This window comes from Rhizobium sp. 1399 (assembly GCF_031455475.1).
Classification (GTDB): Bacteria; Pseudomonadota; Alphaproteobacteria; order Rhizobiales; family Rhizobiaceae; genus Rhizobium.
This window is the reverse complement of record NZ_JAVDSU010000002.1, coordinates 63,788-78,928: the sequence shown is the minus strand read 5'-3', so window position 1 is coordinate 78,928 and position 15,141 is coordinate 63,788. Positions and strand designations below refer to the sequence as shown.

At 59.5% G+C, this 15,141-nt stretch carries 16 protein-coding genes; 3 read left to right on the top strand and 13 right to left on the bottom strand.

Annotated elements, in window-relative coordinates; translation table 11 throughout:
• Window positions 1-161: 161 nt before the first annotated feature.
• The 9 genes from J2X71_RS06360 to J2X71_RS06320 all read right to left on the bottom strand — a co-directional run bounded on the left by J2X71_RS06360 (window position 162) and on the right by J2X71_RS06320 (window position 9,847).
• Complete coding sequence (locus J2X71_RS06360; RefSeq protein ID WP_310382152.1) at window positions 162-2,102, bottom strand: nucleoside-diphosphate sugar epimerase/dehydratase; 1,941 nt, start codon at window positions 2,100-2,102, stop codon at window positions 162-164.
• 165 nt (window positions 2,103-2,267) lie between these two features.
• Window positions 2,268-2,849: a sugar transferase gene (locus tag J2X71_RS06355; protein ID WP_310380234.1), complete on the bottom strand. Its 582-nt coding sequence runs from the start codon at window positions 2,847-2,849 to the stop codon at window positions 2,268-2,270.
• 54 nt (window positions 2,850-2,903) lie between these two features.
• Window positions 2,904-3,053 carry a hypothetical protein gene (locus J2X71_RS06350; RefSeq protein WP_310380231.1) on the bottom strand — a complete coding sequence of 50 codons (150 nt, stop codon included), beginning with the start codon at window positions 3,051-3,053 and terminating at the stop codon, window positions 2,904-2,906.
• A gap of 148 nt (window positions 3,054-3,201) precedes the next feature.
• Window positions 3,202-4,413 carry a plasmid replication protein RepC gene (repC, locus tag J2X71_RS06345; RefSeq protein ID WP_310380229.1) on the bottom strand — a complete coding sequence of 404 codons (1,212 nt, stop codon included), beginning with the start codon at window positions 4,411-4,413 and terminating at the stop codon, window positions 3,202-3,204.
• A gap of 206 nt (window positions 4,414-4,619) precedes the next feature.
• Window positions 4,620-5,612, bottom strand: coding sequence for a plasmid partitioning protein RepB (gene repB / locus J2X71_RS06340; protein WP_310380226.1), 993 nt, complete (start codon window positions 5,610-5,612; stop codon window positions 4,620-4,622).
• The gene (locus J2X71_RS06335; RefSeq protein ID WP_310380224.1) at window positions 5,612-5,809 is read right to left on the bottom strand and encodes a hypothetical protein; all 198 of its coding nucleotides are present in this window, start codon (window positions 5,807-5,809) and stop codon (window positions 5,612-5,614) included. Before J2X71_RS06335 ends, repB begins: the two co-directional genes overlap by 1 nt.
• Window positions 5,806-7,026, bottom strand: a complete 1,221-nt coding sequence (gene repA / locus J2X71_RS06330) for a plasmid partitioning protein RepA (protein WP_310380222.1) — start codon at window positions 7,024-7,026, stop codon at window positions 5,806-5,808. The genes J2X71_RS06335 and repA overlap by 4 nt, the downstream gene beginning before the upstream one ends.
• A gap of 748 nt (window positions 7,027-7,774) precedes the next feature.
• The gene (locus J2X71_RS06325) at window positions 7,775-9,052 is read right to left on the bottom strand and encodes an L-fuconate dehydratase (RefSeq protein ID WP_310380219.1); all 1,278 of its coding nucleotides are present in this window, start codon (window positions 9,050-9,052) and stop codon (window positions 7,775-7,777) included.
• 60 nt (window positions 9,053-9,112) lie between these two features.
• Window positions 9,113-9,847 (bottom strand): SDR family oxidoreductase, encoded by a 735-nt coding sequence (locus J2X71_RS06320; protein WP_310380217.1) that lies wholly within the window; start codon window positions 9,845-9,847, stop codon window positions 9,113-9,115.
• Window positions 9,848-10,212: 365 nt separating this feature from the next.
• Between J2X71_RS06320 and J2X71_RS06315 the strand changes: the two genes are divergently transcribed.
• The 3 genes from J2X71_RS06315 (at window position 10,213) to J2X71_RS06305 (ending at window position 12,525) form a co-directional block, all read left to right on the top strand.
• A complete protein-coding gene (locus J2X71_RS06315; protein ID WP_310380215.1) occupies window positions 10,213-10,998 on the top strand; it encodes an IclR family transcriptional regulator in 786 nt (261 codons plus the stop codon).
• A 76-nt stretch (window positions 10,999-11,074) separates the two neighbouring features.
• Window positions 11,075-11,899 (top strand): amidohydrolase, encoded by an 825-nt coding sequence (locus J2X71_RS06310; RefSeq protein WP_310380214.1) that lies wholly within the window; start codon window positions 11,075-11,077, stop codon window positions 11,897-11,899.
• A 218-nt stretch (window positions 11,900-12,117) separates the two neighbouring features.
• Window positions 12,118-12,525 carry a helix-turn-helix transcriptional regulator gene (locus J2X71_RS06305; protein ID WP_310380212.1) on the top strand — a complete coding sequence of 136 codons (408 nt, stop codon included), beginning with the start codon at window positions 12,118-12,120 and terminating at the stop codon, window positions 12,523-12,525.
• A gap of 46 nt (window positions 12,526-12,571) precedes the next feature.
• Here J2X71_RS06305 and J2X71_RS06300 read toward each other — a convergent pair whose 3' ends face one another.
• The 4 genes from J2X71_RS06300 to J2X71_RS06285 are packed head-to-tail and all read right to left on the bottom strand — an operon-like array spanning window position 12,572 to window position 15,060.
• The gene (locus J2X71_RS06300) at window positions 12,572-12,838 is read right to left on the bottom strand and encodes a hypothetical protein (protein ID WP_007812121.1); all 267 of its coding nucleotides are present in this window, start codon (window positions 12,836-12,838) and stop codon (window positions 12,572-12,574) included.
• A 59-nt stretch (window positions 12,839-12,897) separates the two neighbouring features.
• Window positions 12,898-13,644 carry a TfuA-like protein gene (locus tag J2X71_RS06295; RefSeq protein ID WP_310380207.1) on the bottom strand — a complete coding sequence of 249 codons (747 nt, stop codon included), beginning with the start codon at window positions 13,642-13,644 and terminating at the stop codon, window positions 12,898-12,900.
• Window positions 13,641-14,903, bottom strand: a complete 1,263-nt coding sequence (locus J2X71_RS06290) for a YcaO-like family protein (RefSeq protein WP_310380205.1) — start codon at window positions 14,901-14,903, stop codon at window positions 13,641-13,643. Before J2X71_RS06290 ends, J2X71_RS06295 begins: the two co-directional genes overlap by 4 nt.
• 13 nt (window positions 14,904-14,916) lie before the next feature.
• Window positions 14,917-15,060, bottom strand: coding sequence for a hypothetical protein (locus tag J2X71_RS06285; protein ID WP_310380204.1), 144 nt, complete (start codon window positions 15,058-15,060; stop codon window positions 14,917-14,919).
• Between the last annotated feature and the right edge of the window lie 81 nt (window positions 15,061-15,141).

Sequence of the window (15,141 nt, the reverse complement as noted above, 5' to 3'; positions counted from 1 at the left end):
GCGGCTTGCGAACAGCCATCAGCGCCGCCTCTCCGCCGTCGTCAAGGGCAAGGAGCGACATGCCAGTTGCAGCTTGGCGAAGAAGACGGCAGCGGCCCCGCAGTCGAAGGTGTCGGTCGGTTCACCCGTTGACGGCCCGCTCGCGCAAAGCCGTGCTTTGATCACGCGGCCGAGGTGGCCTCGGCCGCGCTCAGCGCCAGATCAGTCACCTCGCCGGTCGAGGCATAGCCGGAGACGAGTTCAGCGAGCATTAGGCGGGCGGCGGGTATGTCGTTGCGGTCGAGGGCTGCATTGAGAACCTTCAAGCGCTTGGAAAGCTCCGGCCAGAAGAGAAAATCCTCGCGCGCCTTCATGATGCGCGGATGCTGCGTCGTCTCGGGATTGTCGCCGATCAACAATTCCTCATAGAGCTTTTCGCCGGGGCGCAGGCCCGTGACCGACAGCTCGATATCGCCTTCGGGATTGTCGTCGCTACGAACCGTCAGGCCCGAAAGATCGATCATCCGGCGAGCGAGATCAGCAATGCGCACCGGCTCGCCCATGTCGAGCAGGAAGACATCGCCCCCATCGGCCATGGCGCCGGCCTGAATGACGAGCTGGGAGGCCTCCGAGATCGTCATGAAGTAGCGGGTGATGTCGGGATGGGTCAGCGTCACCGGGCCGCCATCCCTGATCTGCTGGCGAAACAGCGGTACGACGGAACCGGAGGAACCCAGCACATTACCGAAGCGGACCATGGAGAAATTGGTGTGCGTGCCGGCCAGCTTTTCGGCCGATAGCGCCTGCAGCACCATTTCGGCAAGCCGCTTGCTGGCGCCCATCACATTGGTCGGGCGAACCGCCTTGTCGGTGCTGATCAGCACGAAGTTCGACACGCCATATTTTTCCGCCGCCTGTGCGGTGATCAGCGTGCCCATGACATTGTTCTTGATTCCTTCGACGGCATTTTGCTCGACGAGCGGCACATGCTTGTAGGCGGCGGCATGATAGAGCGTCTGCGGCCTCCAGCTCATGATGATGTGTTCCATGCGGTCGCGATCGCGCACCGAACAGAGGATCGGCACGATCTGTACCTTCTGTTCATAAAGCTCCGAAAGCTTCAGCAACTCGCCATGGATCGCATAAAGTGCGTATTCGTTCTGCTCGACGAGGACGAGATGCGTCGGCCCGCAGCGCAGGATCTGGCGGCAGAGTTCACTGCCGATCGAGCCGCCGGCGCCTGTCACCATCACCACCTTGCCAAGTGTCGCCTTGTCAAGCAGCTCTTGGCGCGGCGCCACGGCCTCGCGTCCAAGCAGGTCCTCGATTTCGAGTTCGCGAATATCGGAAACGGCAATGCGGCCCTGTGCAAGGGCGGTCAGATCCGGCAGCGTGCGCACATTCACCCGCGCCTTGCGGATCTGCTCGAGGATCTCGTTGCGGCGCTGGCGCGATGCGGACGGCAGAGCGAGAAGCACATTGTGGACATTCAGCGTCTGGACGATCTCCGGCAGGTCGGCGGGATCATAGATCGGCAGGCCGCCCATGATGCCGCCCTTGAGCTTCGGATCGTCATCGAGATAACCGACGACGTTGAGTTCGGCGCTGTTCGTCAATGCGGCGGCAAGCTGCCGGCCGGAACTGCCCGCGCCATAGATCAGCACCTTTGCCATCGCGCCCTTGTGGAGGATGCGCTGATAGGTATCGCCAAGCCAATAGCGGATGCCGAGGCGCGAAAGGCCGATCGCGATTAACAGAAGGAAGGGTTGCAGGATGCCGACGGTACGCGGGATGCCGGGAACGCTGAGCGCGGTGAAGATCGTCGCGAAGGCAACGCCATAGATCGCGATCGCCTTCAGCACCGCCAGGAAGGCGGCAATGCCGGCATAACGGAAGATCGCCCGGTACATGCCCATGACGACGAAGATCGGCAGCGCAAGACACAGCGACACGAGAACTGCGAGCCATTGCACGCCCGTCAGCACCGTCCATTCATTTAGACGGAAACAATATGCAAGCCAGATGGTGAGCACACAGAGGCTGGAATCGACGATCAGTGCAAGAATGCGCTTGGCCGGACGCGGCATTGCCAAGAGCGGTCCGACCAGTGCCTGCATCGACATCCAGGACTGGCTGGTCTTTGATCCGTCATTTGAAGGATCATCATGCATGTTTATACTGCCCACCCATCATTCCAGCCTGACTTCTTCTTGTCCTTTTCGATCTCAAGTGCAACCGAATAATCGGTAGTCGCGTATGCAATCTGTTCATAACCTTGGGTAGTAGCCTCAATGGGTTATACCTTTGCTGCCCAATACCTTACCGACAGTCATCGCCAAGATACGCATATCCAGGAAGAAGGAGCGGCGTTGCAGATAATCAACGTCGAACTTCACCTTTTCGGGGATCGGCAGCTCGTCGCGCCCGTTGACCTGCGCCCAGCCAGTCAGCCCCGGAAGCAGGGCGTCGACACCTTCGGCCGTACGCAGCGCGATCAGGTCATCCTGGTTATAGAGCGCCGGACGCGGGCCGACGAAGCTCATCTCGCCCTTCAGGATGCACCAGAGCTGCGGCAGTTCATCAAGGCTCGACTTGCGCAGGAAGCCGCCGATTGGCGTCAAATATCGGGAGGGATCGTCGAGCAGATGCGTGGCGACCGTCGGTGTGTCGATCCGCATGCTACGGAATTTCGGCATCCGGAAGATCTCGTTGCGGCGCCCCACCCGGTTCGACCAGTAGAGCGCAGGCCCCGGAGAGGTCAGGCGCACGCAAAGCGCCACGACCATAATCGGAATGATTAGGATCAGGGTTGCCACCAGAGCCAGGAAAAGATCCACTGCCCGCTTCAAGTCCGTCCTCGCCTTTCTCATACTCTTCTGGCCTTCAATGGCCTGATTTGCCCTAACGTCTCCGGCCAATTCACGTCAACGACCCTTTCCGGCCTTGGGACGCTTTATGCGTTGTTTCTCAAGCATTTGCGGTAATTCCGCCACCGCCTTGCGAAACGCTGCTTCAGTTAAGCCATTGATAAGACGTGGCTCTTCTTCGGTTGCGGAAGTGAACCAAGCCTTCATTTCCGACACCTGTCGTGCACAAGAAGAAGAACGTGCCTTTCGGATAGTCCTGATGACCCTAACGAAAACGCGTCTTACGGCCATTCAGTAGCTTTCTCCTTCGAAATGAACGGTCACGGCAGCCAGTTATCGACCTTGCTCAAGCCGTTCAAGCCCTGCGCGCGACCGGGCTGTTCTGCCGTACCAGCGCCATCAGCATAGGTCCAAGCGAAAATTCTGCGCGCGCTCCCTTACGGGTCAAATCCCGCAGATAGCCGCCCGGTGAGTTGATATGGGTCGCCCGCTCCAGCATGCAGGCAATGACGACAGCAGCACTTTCCCGGCCAAGGCTTTCGCAAGCCGCGTGATAAGTCTCCGGGGTGATTCCCAGCATGGACCGTACGGTAACGGCAGCGATCACGAGATCTCGCCAGCTCCTGATCGCTCCTCCCTGAGCATAATCGCTGATTTGCGGGCAGGCCTGCAGGATGAGGGCGAGAGGGAATACCTTCTGAAATCCGTTCGGCTGAACCGTCCCGGATGCAATCGGCAGCGTTTCCACTTGCACCACCGGTACAGATTCTAATTCAAGGGAGTCTATATCTGAATTCTGTATGTGCGGTTCATTTTGGACCACACTGGCGGTCGTTTTTTTGAAATTATCGAAGTTCGTCAACAGATTGACGATGTCGGTGCGTAGTTCTTCGAACTTCAGCCGCACGCTGTCCAGATCGGAAGCTTTGGGATTGCGGGGCAGGCATGCGAGGTGACGGGCATAGGCAGCCTCGATCTCGTCCCAATTGCCGGGAACGGCGTCCCCGATTGCGGCATCGATCAGTTTGCGGACATCGCGGCGGCAAATCGTCAGTCGCTCGCGCGCTCGCCGGAGTGCTATCCGGTCGGCTTCGATCTTTTGAGCCATGGCAGCCAGTTCCTCGCTGCGGGCAAGAAGCGGCGCCAGGCTGAAGCCGTAGGCATCCTCCAGCTCACCGGTGGTCTTGCGGCGGGCAAAACGTTTTCCGTTGGCACTGTCCTTGCGGATGATCAGCCCGGTGTCGACAAGAGCCGCCAGATGCCGGCGCAGCGTGGTGACTGCAATGCCGTGCGCCCGTACTATCAGCTGCCGGTTGGAAGGAAAGACAACCATGCTCGCCTCCCCGGAGAGACGGTTCTCGGGATAGAAGGAGAGAAGGGCGTTCAGCACAGCGAGTGTGCGGTCGGAAATGTCGAGCAGCGGGCGTGCTTCGCAGACGTCGCGAAACACTTTCCACTTGTCGACGGACTTATCTGGTTTAACTGATTCGGCCTGAAGCTGACCTCTCATCAAAGCAAGCGACATCGGCCGCCGCCCGAAAGGCGTCGTCACAAATCCCGTATCCATCCTGGTTCACCTTATACAAAGGCAAATCATCAGCGCCCGCCAAAACGGCGTTCAAAAACCTTGACAGCGATTCCGGGAAGTGCGATTCTCTAGGTGCTAAACGAGAGAAGAGGGCTTCCGGATGTTTGTTCGGGGGCCTTTTTCTTTGCCTATTGGCTCCTTTTCCTAACAGTCAAATCCTCGTCAGCGGCTTAGTCCGCCAACAGTTATCGTTGTGACCTGACGGCGCCGAACTCTTCGAAGAGCTCATCCAGCCGGGTCGTGAGATAATCGGCAAATTCAGGCACCATGCGCTCATCGAAAGTGATGCGCGTCTTGTTGCCGGAGCGCTCGATTTGCGCCGCCTTCTGTCCTTGCCGTGTTTTCCAGATATCGCCCGCCACCTTCTTCGCATCGCGCGCTGCGATTTTCGACAGCACACGCTGCAGACGCTGATCGCTGTCGAGATCGGCAAAGGTATCGTCCTCAATGATCGACTCGACTTTCTTCGGTAAGGAAGAGACAGCGTCGACGAGGGCGAGCCATCGCGCGCGGCCTGCCTTCGGTGCCGGACCGATCGCCAGAATTACGTTCTGCGGTACGCCACGGGCGACCGAGATGTAACGGCTGAGATCGGCCTTGTCGGTCGAGAGTGCTGCTATGATGACATCACGGGGGTAACCCGCCTCTTCCAGACGATGGGCAAACAGCGCCTTTTCGATGAAGGAGAGATCCTGCCGGTCGAGATTTTCCTTGCCCTGGGCAATCACCAGTTCATTGTCGCTCAAGCTCTGGACGATCGCCTTGACCTTGAGCCCAAGTTTTGCAGCGGCACGTAGACGGCGACGGCCATAAGCGATTTGGTAGTGTCCTTCCTTTTCAGGGTCGGGACGTACCAGGATCGGCACTTTCTGGCCGTGTTCGGAAATACTCGTCACCAGTGCATCGAAATCGGCATCGCGCTCGACAGGGATACGATCGCTGATCGAGGAATTGGAAATATCCGACGGGTCGATTTCCAGAACGGAGAACCCGGAGGAAATCTGCGCCTGCAGCCGGCCGGCGGCACGCGCCGCTTCCGTCATTTCCTGCAGCGATGCACCCATGGCCGAGACGGCGCCGGTGCGCACGCGGTCCGGGTTCTTCTCGACGCCAGCGGAAGGCGCCGGCGTATCAGCCTTGCGCATGAAGATCGAATTGACGGTATCGCGTCGGCTCATCAATTCTCTCCTTTCCAGTTAAAGGCGGGCAAGCCGAAAGAGCGCAGTTGGGAGCTCCCAACACGCTTATGGGCTGCCGATAGATGGAGGGTTTTTTGCCAGGCGCTCACACCGCGCCAGCCTCTTTTGGGAGCTCCCAACAGGTCGGGCGTCCCGCTGAAACCTGATAAATCGCTGTCGATCAGCAAGAACGTCATGTGCGCCCCCATGCTTGCCGGATCAGCGTCTCGACTTCTCTGTTGACGGCATCGAGGGCTTCCATCGCGCGGTCATAGGTCGAGCGTGTCAGGTTCTCGCGGCCGATCTCATAAAGTGTCTGCTTGGTGAGGCCGGCATCGGAGACCGCTGCGGATTTCACCATCGCGTTGATCATGACGTGATCGTCGAACAGATTGCGCAAGAGGGCCGCGACCTTCGTCTGCGGCGCATCCTGCGGCTCGTAGCGGGTGAGTAGATATCGAATGAAATCGTAATTGAGCTCGCCCCCGGCTTCGCGCACGACGGAGAGAAGGTCATGCGTCATCAGTAGAAACTGGCTCATGGAGGCCACGTCCAGCATCTGCGGGTGCACGGTGACGATCATCGAGGTCGCGGCGCAAAGGCCGCTCAGCGTCAGGTAACCGAGCTGTGGGGGGCAATCGAGGACGACGACATCATAGTTCTCGGCGACATCGTCGAGCGCCTTGGCGACGCGCATGAAGAACACGCCTTCGCCGTCCCGGGAGCCGCGCATCAGCGCGCGCGGCGTCGTATGCTCGAACTCCATGAGTTCGAGATTGCCGGGGATGAGATCCAGGCCGTCGAAATAGGTATTGCGCACGACCTCGGAGAGAGGGCGTCGTTCCTCATCGTAACGGATTGCCGCATAGAGGGTCTCGTTGGAACGGACATCGGTCTCCGGCATGACGCCGAGCATGGCGGACATGCTGGCCTGCGGGTCGAGATCGAGGGCGAGCACGCGGTAGCCCTGCAGCGCAAGATATTGCGCAAGATGCACCGATGTCGTGGTCTTGCCCGATCCGCCCTTGAAATTGGTGACGGCGATGACCTGGAGATGTTCGTTCTCCCTGCGGCGCGGCAGGAAGTCATGCGCCTCGCGACCACGGGCGGAGGCGGCAAGCAGAGCACGCAGCTCATTGAGCTGGCGCAGAGAATAGAGGCGCCGGCCGTTGCTGCTGACATCGGGCTGCGGGCCTTCGCCGGCAAGCGTCATCTTTCGCAAGGTTGAATCCGAGACGCCGATCAGCTTGGCCGCCTCGCCGGATGTGAAGCGGCGCAGCGTCTTGCTGGCGGTCGGCGGAAACAGGGCTTCGCTGATCGCCTGCAACTGCGAACTGATCGTCGACGCGTGGGCGCCGATCGTCTCATCGACGCTACGCTGAAGGGTCCGAGAAGTCCTTTGTGGCTTGCTCACGCTCTAATCTTTCATCACGGAAAAACACCAGAAACGGCTGTTTATCCGTGACGATTACCGATCGCAGCGATTCTGGCAAGCTACTCCAGCAGAGCAAGGCTTTAGCGGCAGCGGTCTCGATCATGAGTTTACGACAGAAGGATTACAATTTCCCCTGATATCTCCGCCAGTTAACAGAAATCCGATTCGCCTTGCAAAGCTGTGCCATCCTCACATCATTTTTGCGATCGATACGGCACAGCTGATGTTTTGATGCCGTGGACAGCCCCTGGCGCATCCCATTGAGAAGAATCAGCTATTACCGATTCCTAATCTTTGCCGGCAAAGGATCCGATGACGAAAGGGCGAGGCGGCCCTGTTGCCGCGTTCCCTGTGCGTTGACGAAGACAGAGGGCGCCCTCGTCTGTCGAAATCCGAAGACGAGCTTGGACAAGCCATGCCCGCCTGGAACGCAGATATGCGCGAAAGAATGCCTGAGATCATTTTCGGCCGCCGGATGTCCCAAAATCGAACAGGGGTGTGACGGAATCAATCCACGAAATAGATTCCGTATCGATGAAAAATGTGAGAAAAAACAGCGAGTTGAAAACGCACCAAACAGGCTGTCCGAAGCTCGCGAAGATGGCTCTTTCGAGCCCATCTCCATATACCTTTCTTATAAAGCATCCGGGACGTTTCTGCAATGATTGGCATGCTTCTATCCCCAGCAGACAGCCGGGGAAGCCATGCTCGCATGATGCCGCCTGCCCTAGCCACGGAATGTGTAGCGGGCAATCGAAGCCGGTTTCATCTCAATCGAGAAGCCTGGCTGGGTTGGCGGCATATAGGCCGCGTCCTTGATGATGCAGGGATCGAGGAAATGTTCATGCAGGTGGTCGACATATTCGATGACACGGCCATCCTTGGTGCCTGACACCGCCACATAATCGATCATCGACAGGTGCTGGACATATTCGCAGAGCCCGACACCGCCCGCATGGGGCCAGACCGGCAGGCCGAATTTCGCCGCGACCAGCAGCACGGCCAGCACCTCGTTCAGCCCGCCCATGCGGCAGGAGTCGATCTGGACGATATCGATCGCGCCTTCGGCGATGAACTGTTTGAACATGATGCGGTTCTGGCACATCTCGCCGGTCGCGACCTTTACCGGTGTTATGCCCTGGCGGATCTTGCGGTGGCCAGCAACATCGTCGGGGCTCGTCGGCTCTTCGATGAAGAAGGGTTTGGCGAAAGAGAGTTGGTTGATCCAGTCGATCGCCTGGCCGACCTCCCAGACCTGGTTGGCGTCGATCATCAGGTAACGGTCCGGGCCGATCACCTCGCGGGCGATCCTGAGGCGGCGGATATCGTCCTCAAGGTCGCGGCCGACCTTCATCTTGATGTGGTTGAAGCCGGCATCGATCGCTTCCTGGCAGAGCCGGCGCAGTTTCTCGTCCTCGTAGCCGAGCCAGCCGGCCGAGGTCGTGTAGCAGGCATAGCCTTCCTTCTCGAGCGTGGCGATGCGCTCGGCCTTGCCGGCTTCGGCCTGTCTCAGGATGGCGATCGCCTCATCGCGCGTCAGCACGTCGGTGAGGTAGCGGTAATCGACGATATCGGCGATTTCTTCGGCAGGCATGTCTGCAACGAGGCGCCAGACCGGCTTGCCGGCCTCCTTGGCAAGCAGATCCCAGACGGCGTTGACGATTGCACCGGTCGCCAGATGGATCGCGCCCTTTTCAGGACCGATCCATCGCAGCTGGCTGTCGCTGGTCAGATGCCGCCAATATTTGCCGGGATGGGCCAGCACGTCTGAAAGTTTGGTGCCGACGACGAGATGCCGCATAGCCTCGATCGCCGCGCAGCAGATGTCGTTGCCGCGGCCGATGGTAAAGGTGAGGCCGTGGCCGGCCAGACCGTGCTTGTCGGTTTCTAGGATCACATAGGCGGCGGAATAATCCGGATCCGGGTTCATCGCATCGGAACCATCGAGGCTTTGCGAAGTCGGAAAGCGAAGGTCGAAAACACGGAGGTCGGTGATGCGGGTCATGATGTTCTTCCCGTTGAGGGGCCGGTATCCTTCCTTGGAAGAAGCCGGCCATGCAAAAGCTCAAATCGTCCAGCCGCCGTCGATGGCGTAGGCCTGGCCGGAAGTGTAGGTCGCACCGGCGAGGTAGACGGCGAGATCGGCGATCTCCTCCGGCGTGCCGAGGCGGCCCATCGGCTGGCGGGCGATGAAGGCGGCACGCGCCGTGTCATAATCGCCCTGTGCGCGCATGCGATCCTGCAGCGAGGGGCTTTCGACAGTGCCGGGGCAGATGCAGTTGCAGCGCACGCCTTGCGTCACGTAATCGGCAGCGACGGACTTGGTGAGCCCGATCACGGCTGCCTTGGTCACACCATAGGCAAAACGGTTCGGCACGCCTTTGATGCTCGAGGCGACCGAGGACATGTTGATGATCGCGCCATCCTTGCGCTCCAGCATACCCGGCAGCACGGCGCGGATGGTGCGGATCATCGCCTTGACGTTGAGATCGAAGGCAAATTCCAGATCGGTATCCTTCATGTCGAGCACGGAGCCGTTATGGACGGTGCCGGCGCAGTTGAAGAGCACGTCGACGGCGCCGATTTCGGCCACCAGCGCCTTGACCGCCTCGTCTTCGAGCACGTTGAGCTTGTGGGTGGAAATCTTGCTCTCCGCCGCGAGGGTCGCCAGCGCGTCGGTATTGATGTCGGTGGCATGCACCCTGGCGCCGGCAGCGGCGAAGGCAAGCGCGGTGGCGCGGCCGATGCCTTGACCGGCTGCGGTGATGAGAACGGTTTTGCCGGAAAGATTGCTTGTCATGTCATGGCCTCTTTGGGGATTTTTCGCGCGCTGGCGTGGTGCTGAATCTATCTCAAAAGGATCGGTCGGGATAAAGGCCGCGCTCGGCCACGTGCCTTGCAAGGCGATGCCACCTTTGTGCAGGCGATCACGATGTCCATGCGTTGCATGGCCTTCCTCCCGTCCCGTTATCTTATTTTTGTCTCGCCTTGGCGAGCCTTTCCGGGATTGCGATCGTCCGACGTGAGACTATGCCGAACAACGTCCTCACATTTAATTTGTCTGTTTATAGACAAACAGACGATAGCCCCATGGTCAAGCGCGAACTTTCTCTTTTCCCTGTGCCCGCCTGCGTATATGCAGAATGATATTCACAGGAGGGAAGAATGGAGACCGACGAGTCAGATCGCTATCGCGCTCCGGCGCTCGACAAGGGTCTTGATATTCTCGAACTTCTGGCCAGCGTCGACAGCGGCCTGACGCAGGCGGAAATCGCCAAGCGGCTGGAGCGCAGCCCGAACGAATTCTATCGAATGCTCGACCGTCTCGTGAGGCGCGGTTACGTGACGCGGCTCGATGGCGACCGTTATTCTCTGACCTTGAAACTGTTTGGCCTGGCGCAGTTGCATGCGCCGGTGCGCCGCCTTGCCTCCTATGCGACGCCGCTGATGCGCGATCTCGCCCAGCGCTCGCGCCAGGCAAACCATCTTGCCGTATTCGACCGGGGTGCTGCCGTCGTCATCGCCCAGCAGGAGGCGCCGGACTATTGGGGCCTGTCGATCCGCGTCGGTTCCCATATCAGCCTTTTCGACACCGGCTCCGGCCATGTGCTGCTTGCCTTCCGCAGCGACGAAGAGCGCGAGATGATGATCTCGGAACATGCGCGCAGCCGCAAAGACGCCGATCTCGGCCCGGAATTTTACGAGCGGCTGAACCAGATTCGCGAGCGCGGCTATGAAATGATGGCAAGCGCCCAGACGGCCGGCGTCTATAATCTCTCTGCACCGGTCCTGGGGCCTGATGGGCGCGGTATTGCCGCGCTGACTTGCCCCTATATCGCGCTGGTGAATGCACCGGCAGCACCCGATATCAGCCAGGCGATCGGCATGGTGCAGAAGACGGCGGCCGAGCTCTCGGCGCTCGCAGGCGCAACGATTTCCCTGCCGGGTTAAGATCCAGCAGATTTTCTATTTGAATAATCCATTCACCAAAGATAGGTTCTGCCACCACTCTTTGGAGGAGAAGAGCGTGTTTATCGACACCCATCTGCACGTCATCGACCGGTCAGTGCTGAATTATCCCTGGCTTGCCGATGTGCCGGCCCTCGACCGCGATTTTCTCTACGAGACCTATGCGACCGAGGCCAAACGCTGCGGCATCACCAAGGTGCTGCACATGGAGGTGGATGTCGATCCGATCATCATGCAGGCCGAGACCGACTATATCAGCCGCCTTGGCGATCTGATCGCTGGCGCGATCGTCTCCTGCCGGCCGGAAGGAGATGGTTTTGCCGACTATCTGGAGCGCCAGAAGGCCGATCCCTTCGTGAAGGGCTTTCGCCGCGTGCTGCATGTGGTACCTGACGACGTCTCGGAAAGTGTGCTCTTCCGCGAGAATATCAGAAGGCTTTCCGGCACCGGCCTGACTTTCGACCTCTGCACGCTGCCGCATCAGGTCGGCAAGGTTGTGGCGCTCGCCGATGCCGCCTCCGATGTGCAGTTCATCCTCGATCATTGCGGCAATCCCGATATCAAGTCGAACGCCTTCGAACCCTGGAGCCGCGGCATTGCCGAAATCGCCCGCCGGCCGAATGTCGTCGCCAAGATTTCCGGCATCGTCACCAATGCCGATCCGGCAAGCTGGACGGCGGAAAACCTGCGGCCCTATATCGAGCACGTCATATCGAGCTTCGGCTGGGATCGCGTGGTCTGGGGCAGCGACTGGCCTGTCTGCACGCTGGCGAACGGCCTTTCCACCTGGGTTGCTGCCACCCAGGCGGTGCTGTCAGGCACTGCGGAAACGGAGCGTTCGAAGCTCCTTTATGGCAATGCACAGCGTCTGTGGATGCTCTGAGTTTCACTCAGCTCCGCCCTTTTAGGGTTTAATTCTGCCGGATTCTCGCTTTTAGTGATCTGTCGCTGGGTGCAATCCGCAGGGGCTCTCGGATGGCGCGATGTTTTGACCAACCTAAACTACATCCAAGCAATTGCTAGGTTGAACCAACTCGGCTAAAAGTTGTTGTTACCGGCCGTGTAAGTTGTCGGCCCGGTTTTCGCAGGAGGGAATATCAGATGAAAGAAGAACCGCATTCCGTGGATGTTCACGTGGGCAAGACGATCCGTATACAGCGACTGCTGAGAAAGGTTTCTCAGACGGAACTGGGTGATCGTGTCGGCGTGACCTTCCAGCAGATCCAGAAATACGAAAAGGGCTCCAACCGCGTCTCTGCCAGCATGCTCGTCGAAATCGCCGGCGCTCTCAGCGTCGATGTCAGAACCTTCTTCGACGACCTGACGGCGCCCGCCGCCAACGCAAACGATAATCCCGCTCCGAGCGAAGAATTCATCATTTCGCGTGAAGGCGTCCAGCTCAACGCTGCCTTTTTCTCGATCAAGAACGAGCAGCTTCGCAAGAAAATCCTAAAGCTCGTCCAGGCGATTGCCAGCACGGAGCAGACTGAAATCGACGCTGCTGAATAACGCGTCGGCCTGATTTTCTAGCGCTCAGTCGCACCCTGCATCAGGGCTAATGGCGATCGATCACGATCAGATTTTCGCCAGCGTCCTTCATTGCGATCTTGGCTTTGCTACCGACGAGTTTTTCGAGGTTCGCATCGAGTTCCCTGTCCGGGTCGATGCCGTCCCAATCGATGACGACCTGCAGCAGCGCCATGTTTGTCAGGTGCATAAGATTGCGCAGCTGAAGTTTTTCAGCCTCGTCCTTGGCTGCCGACAGCAGCCGGAAGAGTCTTGCGTATTCCCTGCCTGCACCTTGGTCCCTTTTTTCGAACATTGTTTCCGCCCTCGACAACAGTCATATCCCCACGCCCAGTTACCTTGGGCTCGGAACCGTTATTCGAGCGTTACAGGCTGCATCTGCTGCGTGACTTCGGCCTGGAGCAGCTCGAAATGCGAGGTCGCAGCAAAGGTCCAATCACGCTTCGTTGACGCAAACGCTCCCTTTTGCAGCCATTCCAGCACCAGCCTTGCGTCGCTACGCTTGCGTTCGACGCGATTGGCGCGGATCGCCGCCAGGATCTGGTCGCGCCGCAGTTTGCGGGCAAAGTGGGACTCTTCGACCACCTTGGCATAGGTCCGTTCGGAGAAATGCAGGAAGCGTCCGGCGAGGAGCAGCTTCTTGCGTTCGCTGACGGTAATCTCACCCTTCGCATGGAGACCTTCGATCGTCGGCTCGAAATCGACCCAGGGAACGGAAAGCGGCAGCCAGCCAAGCTCCTGCGGTGCATGGACGAGCGCCACTGCCTCGTCGTCGACGAGATCGCCGGATTCGTAGTCGTCGAAGATCGAGCCGATGCCGATCATGCCGAAGGTGGAGCATTCGGCAGCGCGCAGCGCGCCCATGCTGGAGCCGCCGGCAACGGCAACGCCATTTCCCAAGGCGAAGAGGATTTCCTTGTGCCAGACGGAGGGCAGGTCGCCGAAATAGCCGTCGATCAGGCCGATTGCGGTCGCCCCCTCCTGCACAGCCTTTAGAATGTCGCCGCAGGCGGCAGGCGGGCGGAAATCGATATCGGGATGCTTTTTACGAGCATTCGCAATCTCGCTTGCAAGGCTCGGACCGACGAAGAGGATCTTCATGCCGCAGCCTCCCTGATGACGTTGACGGCGCGCAGGCCGAGCTGGATGTACTGGCCGCTGATATCGACCTCGAGGCCTGGCACGATGACGCGCACGACGGAAACCGGAAGGGTGGGGTGTGACAGCGGCACGGCGATGATCTGGCCGATGCCGACAGCCCTCAGCCGGCCGGCAATGTGGCGGATCGTATCCTGGATCGTCATCGGACGCATCGGGCGCATGGGGAAGGGTTTCAGCGCCGCATCATTGTTGCAGAGATCGACGACCTGGCGCATGCCGGCGCTGCGGTCGATCCGCTGGTAGATCTTCGGCGAGAAATCATCGCGGCTGCCGGCAATCGCCGTCAACCGGCTCTGGGCAGCCTCGGTGATGGCGCGAAGAGCTGCGCGCACCGGATCAGGATGGCAGCCGCAACCACCGCACACCTGAGCCCAGCGGGCATCGACGCGGTCCGAGAGATTGCCGGGAATGATGACGGCCAGAAAAGCCGGGACACCGATATCGGTGGTCATGTCGATTAGCAGCAGGCGCATGCCAGCCTGGCGGATGCGATCGACCAAGACGTCGATCACGGCATCGCCGAAGGCGAGCGGATCGATGCGGTTCTGCTTGAGCTGTTGAGGGGATTTCAGCTGGGTCAGCGCCCAGGCATCGCGTTCGACGAGTTCGCAGAGCCCGTGCAACACGGCTTCGGCTGGCGTATTGCCCGAGGCCAGACCGTCGCTCGATTGTTCGAAGCCCGGCGGGCGTTCGCCGCGATGGTCGAGGCCGACCAGCCACCAGGGCACGAAAGTGGTGCTGCCTGAGAGGAGGTCGAAGCCGGAGCACCAGGGGATTTGACTATCGCCGATCTCGTCGGGCGCACAGCGCGCCACGCTGTCGAGGTCGATCATCGCGGCCCGTTCGGCCTTCATGGTCTCGAGACTGGCGAGCGTCAGGTTGGCTGGCGCAATTTCAGCGGCGCGGGTCTCTATTGCCTCCATGGCGGCAGAGGTCATTGCCGCTTCCTTGTCGATACCCTTGCCCTGGAAGACCGACAGCGTGTGGCTGTTCGGCCTTGTGGCGAAGGCAACCGGAATGTTCAGCACGTCGAGGCCGGTCAGCAGTCCGACGCGGGTGATGCCGAATTCGCGCAGATGCGGCTTGATCGCCGCAAAGGTCTGCGCCGGGGTCATCGACCGGTCGTGGTAGCTGTTGATGCCTGCCGATGATCTGTTGAGGTCAGCGGCAAGCGTTTCAAGGTCGGCCAAAGCAGACATGCTCATCGATTCCTTAGCGGAACCTCAGTGCATGCGTCAGGCTTTCAAGGCCGTTTGCCGAAACGTGGAGTTCGTCCTGCTTGACGGCTGCCTTGGCAGCAGCAGAGAAACGGAGTGCGGGTGCCTGGATTGCAGCGTTGGTTTCAACGGTTTTCATGATCTCTCTCCAAATGGTTGGGCGGCTGACCGCCGTTAACCATTCAAAAAGAACATTGCCTGCGTCATTTAAGCGTTACAG

Excerpts from the sequence above, each read along its gene's own strand:
- J2X71_RS06325 (WP_310380219.1), bottom strand. The coding sequence starts at position 9,052 with ATGACCCGCATCACCGACCTCCGTGTTTTCGACCTTCGCTTTCCGACT.
- J2X71_RS06320 (WP_310380217.1), bottom strand. The coding sequence starts at position 9,847 with ATGACAAGCAATCTTTCCGGCAAAACCGTTCTCATCACCGCAGCCGGT.
- J2X71_RS06300 (WP_007812121.1), bottom strand. The coding sequence starts at position 12,838 with ATGTTCGAAAAAAGGGACCAAGGTGCAGGCAGGGAATACGCAAGACTC.
- J2X71_RS06350 (WP_310380231.1), bottom strand. The coding sequence starts at position 3,053 with ATGAAGGCTTGGTTCACTTCCGCAACCGAAGAAGAGCCACGTCTTATC.
- J2X71_RS06315 (WP_310380215.1), top strand. The coding sequence starts at position 10,213 with ATGGAGACCGACGAGTCAGATCGCTATCGCGCTCCGGCGCTCGACAAG.
- J2X71_RS06295 (WP_310380207.1), bottom strand. The coding sequence starts at position 13,644 with ATGAAGATCCTCTTCGTCGGTCCGAGCCTTGCAAGCGAGATTGCGAAT.
- J2X71_RS06305 (WP_310380212.1), top strand. The coding sequence starts at position 12,118 with ATGAAAGAAGAACCGCATTCCGTGGATGTTCACGTGGGCAAGACGATC.
- repC (WP_310380229.1), bottom strand. The coding sequence starts at position 4,413 with ATGGATACGGGATTTGTGACGACGCCTTTCGGGCGGCGGCCGATGTCG.
- J2X71_RS06335 (WP_310380224.1), bottom strand. The coding sequence starts at position 5,809 with ATGACGTTCTTGCTGATCGACAGCGATTTATCAGGTTTCAGCGGGACG.
- repB (WP_310380226.1), bottom strand. The coding sequence starts at position 5,612 with ATGAGCCGACGCGATACCGTCAATTCGATCTTCATGCGCAAGGCTGAT.
- J2X71_RS06285 (WP_310380204.1), bottom strand. The coding sequence starts at position 15,060 with ATGAAAACCGTTGAAACCAACGCTGCAATCCAGGCACCCGCACTCCGT.
- J2X71_RS06290 (WP_310380205.1), bottom strand. The coding sequence starts at position 14,903 with ATGTCTGCTTTGGCCGACCTTGAAACGCTTGCCGCTGACCTCAACAGA.
- J2X71_RS06360 (WP_310382152.1), bottom strand. The coding sequence starts at position 2,102 with ATGTCGATGCAGGCACTGGTCGGACCGCTCTTGGCAATGCCGCGTCCG.
- J2X71_RS06355 (WP_310380234.1), bottom strand. The coding sequence starts at position 2,849 with ATGAGAAAGGCGAGGACGGACTTGAAGCGGGCAGTGGATCTTTTCCTG.